This is a genomic window from Brytella acorum, assembly GCF_029309905.1.
Taxonomy (GTDB): domain Bacteria; phylum Pseudomonadota; class Alphaproteobacteria; order Acetobacterales; family Acetobacteraceae; genus Brytella; species Brytella acorum.
On sequence record NZ_JARBJP010000002.1, the window covers coordinates 516,277 to 530,526 of the forward strand.

16 protein-coding genes are annotated in these 14,250 nt (G+C 64.0%); 15 read left to right on the plus strand and 1 reads right to left on the minus strand.

What is annotated here, in order from left to right; translation table 11 throughout:
* Nucleotides 1-7: 7 nt before the first annotated feature.
* The 11 genes from PWM43_RS05670 to PWM43_RS05720 all read left to right on the plus strand — a co-directional run bounded on the left by PWM43_RS05670 (nt 8) and on the right by PWM43_RS05720 (nt 9,660).
* Nucleotides 8-610, plus strand: coding sequence for a TlpA disulfide reductase family protein (locus tag PWM43_RS05670; protein WP_289841582.1), 603 nt, complete (start codon nt 8-10; stop codon nt 608-610).
* A complete protein-coding gene (locus tag PWM43_RS05675; RefSeq protein WP_289841583.1) occupies nt 535-1,176 on the plus strand; it encodes a TlpA disulfide reductase family protein in 642 nt (213 codons plus the stop codon). The genes PWM43_RS05670 and PWM43_RS05675 overlap by 76 nt, the downstream gene beginning before the upstream one ends.
* A 4-nt stretch (nt 1,177-1,180) precedes the next feature.
* Entirely contained in the window at nt 1,181-1,948 is a 768-nt protein-coding gene (locus PWM43_RS05680) for an N-formylglutamate amidohydrolase (RefSeq protein ID WP_289841584.1), read from the plus strand.
* Complete coding sequence (locus PWM43_RS05685; protein WP_289841585.1) at nt 1,945-2,796, plus strand: shikimate dehydrogenase; 852 nt, start codon at nt 1,945-1,947, stop codon at nt 2,794-2,796. Before PWM43_RS05680 ends, PWM43_RS05685 begins: the two co-directional genes overlap by 4 nt.
* A 5-nt stretch (nt 2,797-2,801) precedes the next feature.
* Nucleotides 2,802-3,395, plus strand: coding sequence for a dephospho-CoA kinase (gene coaE, locus PWM43_RS05690; RefSeq protein ID WP_289841586.1), 594 nt, complete (start codon nt 2,802-2,804; stop codon nt 3,393-3,395).
* On the plus strand, nt 3,392-4,069 hold the full coding sequence (gene dnaQ, locus PWM43_RS05695; protein ID WP_289841587.1) for a DNA polymerase III subunit epsilon: 678 nt from the start codon (nt 3,392-3,394) through the stop codon (nt 4,067-4,069). Before coaE ends, dnaQ begins: the two co-directional genes overlap by 4 nt.
* 5 nt (nt 4,070-4,074) lie before the next feature.
* Nucleotides 4,075-4,980 (plus strand): glycosyltransferase family 9 protein, encoded by a 906-nt coding sequence (locus PWM43_RS05700; protein ID WP_289841751.1) that lies wholly within the window; start codon nt 4,075-4,077, stop codon nt 4,978-4,980.
* Nucleotides 4,981-4,994: 14 nt separating this feature from the next.
* The gene (locus PWM43_RS05705) at nt 4,995-6,056 is read left to right on the plus strand and encodes a glycosyltransferase (RefSeq protein ID WP_289841752.1); all 1,062 of its coding nucleotides are present in this window, start codon (nt 4,995-4,997) and stop codon (nt 6,054-6,056) included.
* Nucleotides 6,056-7,822 carry an asparagine synthase (glutamine-hydrolyzing) gene (asnB, locus tag PWM43_RS05710; protein WP_289841588.1) on the plus strand — a complete coding sequence of 589 codons (1,767 nt, stop codon included), beginning with the start codon at nt 6,056-6,058 and terminating at the stop codon, nt 7,820-7,822. The genes PWM43_RS05705 and asnB overlap by 1 nt, the downstream gene beginning before the upstream one ends.
* A gap of 33 nt (nt 7,823-7,855) precedes the next feature.
* A complete protein-coding gene (locus tag PWM43_RS05715; RefSeq protein WP_289841589.1) occupies nt 7,856-9,175 on the plus strand; it encodes a dihydroorotase in 1,320 nt (439 codons plus the stop codon).
* Between the two features lie 101 nt (nt 9,176-9,276).
* On the plus strand, nt 9,277-9,660 hold the full coding sequence (locus tag PWM43_RS05720) for a hypothetical protein (RefSeq protein ID WP_289841590.1): 384 nt from the start codon (nt 9,277-9,279) through the stop codon (nt 9,658-9,660).
* 19 nt (nt 9,661-9,679) lie between these two features.
* Here PWM43_RS05720 and PWM43_RS05725 read toward each other — a convergent pair whose 3' ends face one another.
* On the minus strand, nt 9,680-9,985 hold the full coding sequence (locus PWM43_RS05725; protein WP_289841591.1) for a hypothetical protein: 306 nt from the start codon (nt 9,983-9,985) through the stop codon (nt 9,680-9,682).
* A 163-nt stretch (nt 9,986-10,148) separates the two neighbouring features.
* Here PWM43_RS05725 and PWM43_RS05730 point away from each other — a divergent pair, with 163 nt between their 5' ends.
* The 4 genes from PWM43_RS05730 to PWM43_RS05745 all read left to right on the plus strand — a co-directional run bounded on the left by PWM43_RS05730 (nt 10,149) and on the right by PWM43_RS05745 (nt 14,248).
* Complete coding sequence (locus tag PWM43_RS05730; RefSeq protein WP_289841592.1) at nt 10,149-10,847, plus strand: hypothetical protein; 699 nt, start codon at nt 10,149-10,151, stop codon at nt 10,845-10,847.
* Nucleotides 10,848-10,909: 62 nt separating this feature from the next.
* Nucleotides 10,910-12,247: a PQQ-like beta-propeller repeat protein gene (locus PWM43_RS05735; RefSeq protein WP_289841753.1), complete on the plus strand. Its 1,338-nt coding sequence runs from the start codon at nt 10,910-10,912 to the stop codon at nt 12,245-12,247.
* A complete protein-coding gene (der, locus tag PWM43_RS05740) occupies nt 12,240-13,640 on the plus strand; it encodes a ribosome biogenesis GTPase Der (protein WP_289841593.1) in 1,401 nt (466 codons plus the stop codon). Before PWM43_RS05735 ends, der begins: the two co-directional genes overlap by 8 nt.
* Entirely contained in the window at nt 13,637-14,248 is a 612-nt protein-coding gene (locus PWM43_RS05745; RefSeq protein ID WP_289841594.1) for a cysteine hydrolase, read from the plus strand. The genes der and PWM43_RS05745 overlap by 4 nt, the downstream gene beginning before the upstream one ends.
* Nucleotides 14,249-14,250 lie beyond the last annotated feature (2 nt).

Consider the following 14,250-nt stretch of genomic DNA (forward strand, 5'->3'; position numbering starts at 1 on the left):
ATTGTCTATGTCGGTTCGGGCGATCAAGCGCCGTCTTTTCCTGTCGGGCCTGAGTGGCGCGAGCCTAGCGGCGGGCGGTCTGCTGCGCAATTCCGCGCACGCCGCCACCGAGGACGACATCCCGACTTTCGGCCACGGCATGAAGATGCAGGATACCCCGAAAGACGTGCCGTTGACTCCGTTTCTGGACGCGACAGGAAAGGAAACGACGCTCGCCGCGTGGCACGGCAAGCCTTATCTCCTGCATCTCTGGGCGACGTGGTGCGGCCCCTGCATCCGCGAATTGCCCGAGGTCAACACGACGATCCGCCGTCTCGGCCGGGAGGCGCCCGCTATCGTGGCGATCAATACCACCGGCGGCGATATCGCCAGGACCGGCGCGTTTCTTCAGTCCCATGGCGCGACGTCATTGCCGGTTCTCGCCGATCCCGATGGGGTGCTCCTCAAGGCGCTGGGACCGCTGCCGGGCATGGGAGAGGGCAAAAAAGGCATTCCGCGCACCTACATCGTCGATGGCGAGGGTCATATCCGCGCATGGTCCGTCGGCATGATGCGCTGGGCGCCGGCGGACGTCATGTCACGCTTCGATGCGATCGTCTCCGGGCGGTGACCAATCCCCGTTCCTTCCTGCCGGGGCGCAGACTCGTTCTCGCAGGAATGGGAGCCAGCATGGCGACGGTGAGGCTACGCCCTGCGCGGGCGTCGGTCCTGAGCGGCGTTTCGTCCTTCAAGCCCGTCCAGCCACCCACCGGCCCGCTGGATGCGTCCATCGAAAACGGGAAGGGTGAAACCCTCGCGCTATCGCACTGGCGTGGAAAGCCGCTCGTCGTTCATTTCTGGGCGACGTGGTGCGGTCCGTGCCTGACGGAACTGCCGCAGCTCGATGCCTTCGTCGCGGCTCACGCGGATGTCGTGACCGTCGTGCCTGTGGCGATCGGGAGCGGTACAGGCGCCCAAGTGCAGGCGTTTTACGCCAAGCATGGCGTAAAGACCCTCCCTGTCTATACCGGCAAGGCCCAGCCGGTGGCGGATGCGCTGAAACTCGATGACCTCGGCCTACCAATGTCGATCATACTCGATGCGGAAGGACGTCTGATCGCGCGCGCGGACAACGGTCTGACATGGCAGGCGCCGGGCATGGCGGAAGGTCTCGCCCGGATTCTGAAAGGAAACTGACGTTTTGGGTCTTCTTTCGGAAACCGATCCTCCGCCTTTCTCGCATCGGCCCCATCGCGAGGCATCGCCTTTCGTCCTCGTCAGCGACCATGCGGGGCGTCAGGTCCCTTCGGTGCTGCGCGATCTTGGAGTCGCGGCGGCCGACTGGGATCGGCATATCGCGTGGGACATCGGCATTCATGGTGTCGGCGTCGCCCTGCACGAAGCCCTGGGGGCAACGCTGATCGAGCAGGTCTATTCCCGGCTCGTGATCGACTGCAATCGCGCGCCCGGGCATCCGACCTCCATGCCGCTGACCTCGGACGAGACCCCCATTCCGGCCAATGTCGCGGCGACGGCGGTCTGCCGTGCGGCGCGCGAAGCCGAGATTCTCCACCCCTACCATGATCGCATCGCCGGAGAACTGGCGCGTCGGGAGCGCGCCGGGGAGCCGACCGCGCTCATCGCGCTGCACAGCTTTACGCCGTGCATGAATGGCGTGAAGCGGCCCTGGCACTGTGGCGTGCTGCATCATCGGGATACACGCTCGGCGCGTATCATGCTGGATCTCCTCAAAGGGGAACCCGGACTGTGTGTCGGGGATAACGAGCCTTATGTTCTGAGCGAAACGTCGGATTATACGGTGCCGCGTCATGCGGAAGCGGCCGGACTGCCTTATCTGGAACTCGAAATCAGGCAGGATCTCATCGCCGATCCGTCGGGACAGAACGAATGGGCGGAGCGGCTGGCGCGTCTTCTGCCGCAATACTGGGCGAGGCTGAGCGCCGCATGACGATATCCGGCAAAACGATGCTGGCCGGAGTGATCGGATGGCCGGTTTCTCATTCGCGCTCCCCGGCGCTCCATAATTACTGGTGCGCTCGTCATGGCGTCGATGGCGCGTATGTGCCGCTGCCCGTTGCGCCCGGCGCACTTGCGGCGGCGCTCAAAGGTTTGATGGCGGCTGGGTTCAGGGGCGTGAACGTCACGATTCCTCACAAGGAAGAGGCGTTTCGCCTCGTCGATGCGCTGACCGCCGCCGCCAAGCGGGCGGGTGCCGTGAACACCATCCGTTTTGAGCCCGATGGCACGATGAGAGGGGACTGCACGGACGGCACGGGCTTCGTCGCCAATCTGGAAGCCCATGACTGCGCCATGAGCGGTCAGGCGCTGGTTCTCGGAGCGGGAGGCGCCGCGCGCGCCGTCATCGCCGCATTGCTGGATGCGGGGTGTGACGTGCTCATCGCCAACCGGACGCGCGATCGCGCTGAAAGCCTCGTCGCGGCACTTGGCGGAGGTACAGTGATCGACTGGGACCGCTGGCCGGATGCTCTGGCCCGTTGCACGTTGCTGGTCAATGCAACGTCCCTGGGACTGGCGGGCCATCAGGATCATGACTGGACCGCGCCGCTGCGGGAGGCGCCCGCCGGAATGACGGTCGCGGATATCGTCTACGTGCCGCTCGAGACGCCGTTACTGCGCGCCGCGAAGGCGCGCGGACTGAAAACGGTGGATGGTCTGGGAATGCTCATTCAACAGGCTCGTGCCGGATTCGCGGCGTGGTTCGGCACATGGCCCGACGCGGATGCCGAGACGCGGGTTTTGCTCCTGCGCGGCCTGAACGAAGGCGGGCAGGGCTAGGGCGCATGCGCGTTCTGGGCCTGACCGGAGGCATGGGCGCTGGGAAAAGCACCGTGGCGCGCCTGTTGCGTCGGGCGGGATGGCCCGTATTCGATGCGGATATGGAGGTTCATCGCATGCAGCGGCGCGGTGGGGCCGCCGTTGCGGCGATCGCGCGACTTTGGCCCGATACAGTGCTTAACGGCGCCGTGGATCGCGTCGTGCTGAGAAAGCGCGTGATCGGACATCCCGAGAATATGCGCGCTCTCGAGGGCATTATTCATCCGCTGGTCAGTCGGTCGCGCGAGCGGTTCCTGCGGCGCTGTCGGCGTCGTCATGTGCGGTGGTGCGTGCTCGACATCCCGCTTCTGTTCGAGGTCGGGGCTGATGGCGAATGTGATGTCGTCATGGTCGTAACCGCGCCTGAAGTTCTGCGCGTTCAGCGGGTCATGCGACGTCGCTTGCTGACGCGTGAGCAGGCGCTTGCGCTCATCAAACGGCAGATGCCGGATGCGGAGCGCTTGCGTCGGGCCGACGTCGTGGTACGAACCGGCCTTTCAAAAGGGAAAACCTGCGCGCAGGTTTTCCGTCTTCGCAAGCGACTGGAGGCCATGCCGTGAAAAGATCCATCCTGTTCGATACCGAGACAACAGGGTTGGATCCGGCAACGGGCGATCGCGTGATCGAAGTCGCGGCTCTCGAACTCGTCGACGATCTGCCGACGGGCGAATGCTATCATGTGCTTATTGATCCCGAGCGCGACATTCCTGAAGAGGCCTCCCGGGTTCATGGCTTCAAACGCGAGGATCTGATCGGCAAGCCGAAATTCGCGGAGGTGGCGGACGGCTTCCTGACATTCGTGGGTAATGATCCTCTGATTGCCCATAATGCGCGCTTCGATTTCAACTTCATGAACGCGGAACTGGAAGCCTGCCAACGACCGATTCTATCCGCCGCTCGCATGGTCGACACGCTGGAGATGGCCAAGAAGCGCTTTCCCGGACTGCCCAACAGTCTGGACGCACTATGTCGTCGTTTCGATATCGATCTTTCGGCGCGAACGACGCATAATGCCCTGCTGGACTGCAAGCTGCTGGCCGAGGTGTATCTGGAACTCATGGGCGGTCGTCAGCGCGGGCTCGGGCTGGTCGATCAACGCGGTGGAGGCGGCTCGGCAGTCTATCAGCGCGATCCGGCGCGCAAGCCGCGGGTCATGGCGCCACCGTCGCCGGAGGAATGCGCGGCACATGAAATTTTTGTCGACGGTCTCAAAGATCCGATCTGGCTGCGTTGAGCGCTGTGCGTATTCTTTTCATCACCGCCAATCGCCTCGGCGATGCCGTCATTTCTACCGGGCTTCTGTCCGAACTGCTTCGACGCCATCCGCAAGCCGAGGTGACCGTCGCGTGCGGTCCGGTCGCCGCGAGTCTGTTCGAACCTTGCCAGCAGGTCGTGCGCGTGATCGCATTCACCAAGCGCCGATGGGATCTTCACTGGTATGATCTATGGCGCAAGTGTGTTGGCACGCGCTGGGATCTGGCGGTCGATCTTCGAGGCTCCGGCCTGACGTTCGCACTCAGAAGCCGGGTCCGCCGCATTCTGCGTGGAGGCCGCCGCCCGGGACGCAGGCTCGGCCATGTGGCGTCGCTTTTTCATCTGCATCCGGTGCCGCTGCCCGTGACATGGAGCACGGACGCTCAGAGAAGAACGGCTCAAGGATTCCTGCCCAGGAGTTCCCGTTGGCTGGCGCTTGCTCCGACGGCGAACTGGGATGGCAAGATCTGGCCACCTGAACGCTTCGTGCGCGTTGCCCAAACGCTGGAGCGCGAGGGGCTGCGTCCCGTTCTGTTTTACGGCCCCGGTGCAGAAGAACGAAAACGGGCGCAACCGGTTCTGGACGCCCTGCCGGACGCCATCAATCTTGGCGGTGCGCGCCCGATCGGGGAAGTGGCGGCGCTCCTGGGCCAATGCGCGCTGTTTATCGGTAACGATTCCGGTCTCATGCACGTCGCGGCTGCGACTTCCATTCCGACTCTTGGCCTGTTCGGTCCCTCCAGGGCGTCGGAATATGCGCCCGGCGGTCTGAACGCCTCGTTCGTCGAGGCACCTGGCATAGAGGGTGTGGCGCCGATCGACGGATTATCGGTGGATACGGTGCTCGCGGCCGCCAGAACCCGCCTTTCCTTGCCAAGACAGTATGATTGACCGATAGACGCAGCATGTTTTCCGCGCGCCTATCAACTCCTCGGGATGGATCTCCCTTGCGGATCGCTCATGTCATGGCGGGTTCCGCGCATGGGGGGGCCGAGCTTTTTTTTGAACGTCTCTGCGCCGCGCAGGTCGAGACCGGAGAGCAGGTCACGGCGTTCATCCGCCGTGACGAGGGACGGGAGGCCCGTCTGGCGGAGAAGCATGTTCCGGTCGAGCGCTTCCGGTTCGGTGGTCGTCTGGATTTGGTGACGCCGCGTGCCCTGCGCCGGGCTCTCACGGGCTTCGCTCCCTCTGTCGCCGTCGCATGGATGAGCCGCGCCGCCCGCGCGCTTCCCAAAGGTTCGTGGGTCAATGTCGGACGACTGGGCGGGTATTACGATCTGTCCAATTATCGAACCTGTCGCCATCTGGTGGGCAATACGCGCGGACTGGCGGCATGGATGGTCGCGCAGGGCTGGCCTGCCGAACGCGTGCATTACGTGCCGAATTTCGCCGACGATCTCGCGCTCACGGCTCCGGAGCGTCCGGCCTTTCTGCGGGCGCGTCGTCCCTTCGTGCTGGCGCTGGGGCGGCTGCACCGGAACAAGGCGTTTGATGTCCTGATCCGTGCGATGGCCCATGTGCCGGATGCTGAACTGGTGATCGGGGGCGAGGGGCCGGAGCGTGACGCGCTGACGGAACTGGCGCGCAAGGAGGGGGTCAGCGACCGCGTGCACATGCCGGGCTGGATTCAGAACAGCGGGAGGCTGCTGAAGGCCTGTGACGTGCTGGTGTGCCCATCGCGCGTCGAACCGCTCGGAAATGTCGTCATCGAGGCCTTTTCCGCCGGGCGTCCCGTCATCGGGGCCGATATCCAGGGCCCCCGCGAACTGCTTGCGGGCACGCAGGACGGCCTGCTGTTTCCTTCCGAGGATCATCGTGCCCTTGCGGCAGGGATCAAGGCCGTCATCGAAGACCCTGCTCTTGCGGACGATCTGGCGCGCAACGGACGGGCGCGGTTCGAGCGCGAGTTTTCGGCCCCGACCGTCCTTGCCCGCTGGTCGCATTTCCTGCGGCGCGAGGCGGTCTGATGTGCGGGATCGCAGGGATGGCGTGTCGTCCCGGCATCCGCCCGGACGCGGCGCGGCTCGACGCCATGTCCGCGGCGCTGTGGCATCGCGGACCCGACGGCGCCGGAGCGCTGGATACGGAAAGCGTTGCGCTGCGGCACAGGCGGCTGTCGATCGTCGATCTGCAAGGCGGAGCTCAGCCTCTTCGGCTCGACTCCCGCGCCCTGGTCGCCAATGGGGAGATCTATAACGACCTGGATCTTCGCGCCTCCATGCCGGATGTCCGTTTCGGCACGGGGAGCGATTGCGAGCCACCGCTGGCGCTGTGGCCACGCGAAGGGATGCGCTATGCGGCCATGCTGCGGGGCATGTATGCGATCGCACTGACCGATATGGCGTCATCTGACGGCGAGCTCGTGCTGAGCCGCGATCCTTTCGGGATCAAGCCACTTTATCTGGCCGCGTTCGACGACGGCATTGCCTTCGCTTCCGAGGCGCGAGCTCTTCTGGCTGGCGGCTTTGGCAAACGCGAAGCGCTCCCGCAGGCGCGGGACGCCCTGCTCGCGCTCCAGTTCGTGCCTGGCGATGCGACGATCTATCCCGGCATTCGCCGTCTGCGCCCGGGAGAGACGGTGCGTATCAGTGGCGGGCGGATCGTGGACAGGCACCGTCTGCGGGCGTTTCCTGACCGGACGCCTCCTGACGGAATGTCGCACGGGATGAGCGAGACCGAGGCGCTCGCGCGTCTCGATGAGGCACTTCTCGACAGCGTTTCTGCGCATGAGCGCGCCGACGTGCCGTTCGGACTGTTTCTTTCGGGGGGCGTGGATAGCGCGTCCATCCTCGCGGCAATGAAAAAGCTGGGGCAGGATCGTCCCTGCGCCTGGACGGCCCGTTTCGATGCGGGGGCGGTCGATGAGTCGGCGGAGGCGGCCCGGCTGGCGCGGCTGGCAGGCGCGGAACATCGTGTTTTCAGCATTACGGAAGAGATGTTCTGGGCTGACCTGCCCCGGATCGTCGGCGCGATGGACGATCCCGTCGCCGATTATGCAATCGTTCCCACATGGTTTCTGGCGCGCGAGGCGGCCCGGGATGTGAAAGTCATCCTGAGCGGCGAAGGAGGCGACGAGCTGTTTGCGGGATATGGACGCTACCGACGCGCCATGCGGCCATGGTGGCGCGGGGGGCGCGCGCCTTATCGGCGTGGCGCGATGGAGCGGACGGGCCTGTCCGGCGGGGAAGCCTGGAAATCGGCCCTCCGCGTTCAGGCAACGGCGCGGGGGCCGGAGGCGCGCCTTCATGCGGTGCAGGCTTTGGATGTGGCGGAATGGCTGCCCAATGATTTGCTGATCAAGCTGGACCGATGTCTCATGGCTCATGCCGTGGAAGGGCGCACGCCCCTGCTCGATCCCGTGGTCGCGCGGATTGCGGCGAGTCTGCCGACACATATGAAAATACGCGACGGCCGTGGCAAATATCTTCTGCGGCGATGGCTTGAAGACAATCTGCCCGGCGTCGATGCTTTCGCGCCGAAGCAGGGATTTACCGTGCCGGTGGCCGCGTGGATCGCGAAACGGTCGCAGGGGCTTGCCCCTCTCATGGCGCGGACCGCCGCTCTTCAAACGGTGGGATCGCCACAAGCGATCAGCGCCGTCGTGCGGAACACGGAAAAGCGCCGTCACGGAAAAGCGGCGTGGCACCTTCTGTTTTACGCCTTGTGGCATCGAATTCATATCGAAGGTGTTGCGCCGGACGGCGACGTGTTCGAAATCCTGACGGCATGTTGAACCGCTTTTTGGCGGGCAGGGGAGGAAGAGCCTATGCATTATGATCTGATCGTTCGACATGGCACCTGCGTATTGCCATGGGGCTCGACGCAGACGGATCTCGGCGTGCGCGATGGGCGCATTGCCAGCCTCGACGTGGCCATCACCGATACGGCGGAAGAGGAAATCGACGCGCGTCACCTTCATGTCCTGCCCGGCATGATCGACAGCCACGTGCATTTCCGCGATCCGGGCGATGGCAGTGTCGAATCCATGGCGACGGGCACGCGCGGCGCGGCGCTGGGCGGGATCACGCTGACATTCGACATGCCGAACACCAGCCCCCCCGTGGTATCGGCGGAAGTCGTCGCGGAAAAGGCTTCCCGCGTAGCCACAAGCTGCCTTGTCGATATCGGGTTTTATGTCGGCGCCACGCGAGAGAACACGCCCGAACTGGGAGCGCTCGAAAAGCTGCCGGGCGTGTGCGCCATCAAGGTCTTCGCGGGATCGTCAACCGGCTCGCTGATGATTGAGGACGATGCGGGGATCGAGGCGGTGCTCCGGCATGGTCATCGTCGGGTCGCGTTTCACTCGGAAGACGAATATCGCCTGCAGGAGCGCCGCAAGCTCTTCGAGGTTGGCGAGCCCTATGAAAATCACATGAAATGGCGCGACGAGGAATGCGCTTTTCTTGGCACGCGGCGCATCGTCGCTCTCGGACACAAGACGGGTCGTCCGGTTCATATCCTGCATACCTCGACGGCCGAAGAACTCGCTTTTCTTGCGGATAACCGCGATATCGCCTCCGTCGAGGTGCTGGTGAACCACCTCACGCAGGTTGCGCCGGAATGCTATGAGACGCTGGGTGGCCTCGCGGTCATGAACCCGCCGCTGCGTGACAGAAGGCACTGGGAGGCGAGCTGGGCGGCGATCCGTGATGGGCGGGTGGATGTCGTATCCTCCGATCATGCGCCTCATCCGCTGGCGAACAAACTCAAGCCCTGGCCGACCTGCGCGGCGGGACTGACCGGCGTCCAGACCATTCTGCCGTTGATGCTCGACCATGTCGCGGCGGGGCGGCTTTCCCTCGAAAGGCTTGTGGATCTGATGTCCGCCGGTCCGGCAAGAATTTACGGACTTCTGACCAAGGGCCGGATCGCTGTGGGATTCGATGCCGATTTCACGATCGTCGATCTCAAGGCGCGGCGCGAAATCCGCAATGACTGGATCGCCAGTCCGGTCGGCTGGACTCCGTTTGACGGCCAGACGGTCACGGGCTGGCCGATGGCGACGATCGTGCGCGGACGTCAGGTCATGCGGGATGATGAAATCGTCAGTGGCCCGATCGGGCGTCTGGCCCGATTTGCGCCGTAAAGGCTGATTAGATCAGGGGCGCCAGAGCCTCGTCTGGCGCCTTCCGATGGTGAGCGTTTTTCAAGATGGCACCCATGCCCCGTTTCTCGATTTCCAGATCCATGTCTTTCACGCGGCCAGCATGGCGGCAACTCTCCGCCGCGTGTGTGGCTGTCCTTGCTGGCGGCTTCGGCACCGTCGCCCATGCCGATCCTCTGGCCCATTGCGGAAGCGAACCCGACGCCCCGGCGCTTCCTGTGGGAGATGCGGAGCATTACAACGCCAGTGTTGACCGTTTTAAGGCCTATGAAGCGGCAGCCCGCGTCTACAACAAATGCGTGAGTGCAGCGGCCAGCAAGGAGGAAGCGGCCATCAGCGACGAAGCGCGTGATCGTATCGCCAAGATTCACGCCCAGAGCGTCGCCGTCCAGAAGCGCATCGCGGCGAACTTCACCAAGGGCACCGCGACTTTGAAGGCGGGCGCTCAGAAACTGTCCCCGAAATAGCGTTTCGGTACCTGGCGGCTTACTGCCCCATTCGGGCCCTGTTCTGTTCCGGCGTCAGGGCCGTCGGTCCTTCGGCGGTCTGGCGTGCGACGTTGGGCGTGAGGTCAGGGCGTGCGTAGCAGTCGGTGCCTTCGAAGCTGGTGGTGCAGTAGGGCTGCGGGGGAGGCGGCCCCTTGGGCTGGGCGCAAAAATCTTCCTCGTCATACAGATAGGCCGAGTTGCAATCCCGTCCTGTGATGGCGGATGCGATCTGGTCAGGCGCGCAGGCCGTCAGCATGGCAGGAAAGGCCATCAGGCACAGGCCGAGACCAAGGCGTATCCGCACGGTTTTTCTCCGGTTCATCTGCCGGATCTATGCCTGAAAACCGTAAACAGACGGTTAGCGAAATGGGCAGCGATGTCGGATGCTTAAAAACACCGATAAGCCCGTTTGCCGCGAAACGCGCGCGCCTGTATGTTCTGCGCGATTGACACGCGAGAGGGGCAGAGTGGCGGACGACATTTTCAGTGAGGCGCGCGCCGAATACCGGGCCCAGAGGGGTCGCGCGATGGTGCGGCGTTACGGCGCGGCGGTTGGCGGTGTTCTGGCCATCGCCGCAATCGGCGTGAGTGTCTGGCAATGGCAGGCCTACGATCATCGCAAGGCGCAGGCGGCAGCTTCCGGACGCTATTTCGAGGCGGTTCATGCGCTCGAGGTCGCGGGTCCGGGGGGCGACGCGAAAGGCCTGACGGCTCCCCAAAAGGCCGTGGAGGCCACGTTTGCCGATCTGGCCACGCATGCGCCGCGTAACACGCGTGGGCTGGCGGCTCTGCGCCTTGCGACCTTGCGGCTGGCCGATCATGACGAGGCTGGCGCCATCAGCGCCTGGGACGGCCTGATCGGCGATCCCGACGCCGATCCGGACCTGCGCTCCATGGCGCGGATCCTGAAGCTGAACGCGACGATGTCTTCCGCGGAACCGGCCGCGCTGCGCAAGGGTTATGAAACGCTGGCAAGCAGCGCGGGTCCATGGCGCGCTCTGGCGCAGGAGGGACTCGTGGCTCTCGATCTGCGTGACGGTGCGACCGCGGACCAGCAGAAAGAGGCGAGGAGGCTTCTCAAGCAGCTTTCCGTCTCGGGCGAAGCTCCTGAAGGTGTGCGTCAGCGCGCTTCCATTCTCTTGCAGACCTATGGCGGAGCAGGCTGATGAAGCCGAATTTACGAACGAACGGTGCTTCTCCCCTGGGAGGGCCTGTGTTTGGCCGTCGCATGTTTCTCGGCGGCACACTCGCCTGTGCGACGGCGCTGACGGCCTGCGACGATGACAAGAAGGTCATTCTGGCCGGGCGTCGCGTCGATGTGCTGTCCACCGGCGCAGGGCTGACGGTCGATCCTGACGACAAGACGCCGATCACGCTTCCAGCGCCGCAGACGGTCGCGGAATGGCCAATGGCCGGGCGCGTGCGGGACCATGTCTCGGTCAACGCTCAGTGGGAGGGCGCGCATCTTCGTTGGGACCGCTCGATCGGCGCCGGGGTTTCCGAGCCCAGCTTTCTCTCGTATGCCGCGCTTGGCTCCAATGGACGTGGTGCCATCCAGGGCACACCGATCATTGCTGACGGCCGCGCGTTCACGCGAGACGCCCAAGGGCTTGTTCGCGCCTGGACATGGCCAGCCATGGGCAGTCTGTGGAGTTTTGTCCCCAAGCCGAAAAAATCGCGCTCGACCGATATCGGCGGGGGGCTCGCGGTGCAGGGTGATGTCCTGTACATCGTGGACGGCGTGGCGGAAACGCTGGCTGTCGATGTCTCGACCGGCCATGTCCGCTGGCGTGTCGATATCGGCACGCCGGGTCGTTCCGCGCCGACCGTGTCCGATGGGAAAGTGTTCTTCACCACCATCGAAGGACGGCTTTTCGCGCTCGATGCCGCGACCGGCAACCAGCTCTGGACGTATTCTTCCAGCGATGCCGATACGGTTCTGTTCGGGCAACCCGCTCCCGCCGTGGTGGATGGCGTCGTCGTCGCCGGTTTCGGGAGCGGCGACCTTGTCGCCCTGCGCGGAACGTCGGGCGAAATGGTCTGGAGCGACAGCCTCGGCGGGTCGAATGGTCGAGGCGCCATGCTCGACCTCTCCTGCATTCGTGGCGCCCCTGTCATTCAGGGCGGTACGGTCTACGCCGTCAGCATGTCGTCAGTTCTCGTCGCGATCGATCTCCGCTCGGGACGGCGGCTTTGGGAACGGGAAGTTGGCGGCCAGAACATGCCCGTCATCTGCGACGACTGGATGTTCATCATTTCCGCCGATCAGCAGCTCGCCTGTCTCGATCGTCTGTCTGGCCATGTCCGCTGGATCACGCAGCTGCGCCGCTTCGTGCGTGAGGTGAAGCAGAAAGACGCCATCGTCTGGACCGGCCCTGTGCTGGCGGGCGGTAAGCTCGTCTGCCTGTCAACGTTCCCGGCAGAGGGCATGCGGATTGTCGACGCCATCACCGGCGAAATCGAGGGCATGGTCAAGACGCGCTCTCCCTGCGTCATCCCCCCCATTGTCTGTGACGGGAATGTCCTTGTCCTTTCCAACGACGGACATCTCAGCGCTTATGGATGATCATGATCTCCCGCGGGATCTTCCCGTGGTCGTCATTGCGGGACGTCCGAACGTCGGCAAGTCGACGCTGTTCAACCGGCTTGTCGGGCGCCGTCAGGCGATCGTCTCGGATATGCCGGGCGTTACCCGCGACCGCAAGGAGGGCGAGGCGCTCCTGCGGGGGCGGCGCGTCCGCCTGATCGATACGGCGGGGCTTGAAGAAGCAGCCCCGGACACCTTGTTCGGACGCATGCGCGCATCCTCCGAGCACGCGGTCGGCATGGCGGACCTGGTATTGTTCTGCATCGACGCCCGTGCGGGCGTGACGCCAGCGGATGCGCATTTCTCGGCCTGGCTGCGCAAGCAGAACAAGCCGGTTCTTCTGATCGCGAACAAGGCGGAAGGCGCGGCCGCGACAGCGGAGGCTCTGGAAGCTTTCTCACTGGGTCTGGGGACGCCCCTGGCCCTGTCCGCGGAACATGGCGAGGGTATCGCGCATCTCATGGGCGAGATCGCGGACCGGCTGCCGCCCGCGGAGGTTCGACGCGTTCATGCGGACGCGGACGAGCAGAGCGGTGAAGACGAGGGGCGTCCCGCCGGTCCCCTGCGCCTAGCGATTGTGGGTCGTCCGAATGCGGGCAAGTCAACGCTCCTGAACTGCCTGCTGGGCGAGGAACGGATGATCACCGGCCCCGAGCCGGGGCTGACGCGAGACTCCATTGCCGTCATGCTTCATGACGAACATGGACCCATTCAGGTTGTCGACACGGCCGGGTTGCGTCGCAAGGCGCGGATTGAGGCACATCTCGAAAAGGTCTCGACCTCGGCTTCGATCGAAGCGCTTAAAATGGCGGAGGTCGTCGTTCTGACGCTGGACGCCACGCTGGGCGTTCATGAGCAGGACCTCCAGATTGCCAGGCTCATCGAGCGTGAAGGACGCGCTTGTGTTCTCGCGCTCAACAAGTGGGACGCGGTCGAGGATCGCACGGCGACGCGCAAGGCGATTTCCGACCGTATCGAGACGTCCATGGCGCAGATGCGCGGACTTCCCGTCGTGACATTCTCGGCGCTTACGGGGGCCGGGATCAACAAGCTGCTCCCGGCGGTGCGCCACGCGCATGAGGTATGGAACAGTCGCGTTACGACCGGCGAACTGAACCGCTGGTTCGAGGAAGCGATGGAGCGGCACGCGCCGCCGCTCGTCAATGGCAAGCGCCTGAAGCTGCGTTACATGACCCAGGCCAAGGCGCGGCCGCCGACCTTCATCCTGTTTGGCACGCGGGCCGAGATGTTGCCCGAAGCCTATAGCCGATATCTGGTGAATGGCCTTCGGGAAACGTTCCATCTGCCGGGGACACCGATCCGTCTGCAGACCCGCGGCACCAAGAATCCCTATGCGGAGAAGAAGTCATGAACGCGATCGCCGCGTCCGAAACGGCTCTCGTCCTGATCGAATATCAGAACGACTTCATGTCCGAGGGGGGTGTTCTGCATGAAGGCGTTCGCGGCGAGATGGCCCGTACAAAGATGCTGCCACACACCAAGACGCTTGTGGAAAAAGTGCGGACGCTGGGCATCAAGGTTGTCTGGGTGCCGATTTCCTTTGCTCCCGGTCATCCGGAACTGGGTGCGTCGCCTTACGGTATTCTTGGCAACGTGAAGGCGGCGAATGCCTTTGTGGCTGGAGAGTGGGGTTCGGCCATCGTCGATGAACTTACGCCTCATGAGAGCGATCTGATCGTTGCTGGCAAGCGCGGGCTTTGCGGGTTTGCCAGCACGAACCTTGATTTCATTCTGCGTCATAATGGCGTCAAGCGCATTGCGCTGGGTGGTTTCCTGACCAATTGCTGCGTCGAGTCCACGATGCGGACGGCGTATGAATATGGATATGACGTCATCACGCTGACGGACTGTACGGCCACGTTGAGCGAGACCCAGCACGAAGCCGCCGTGAAGTTTACCTATCCGATGTTCTCGACGCCTCTGGATCACGAGGCGTTCCTCGCGCTCTATCGGGCATAGGG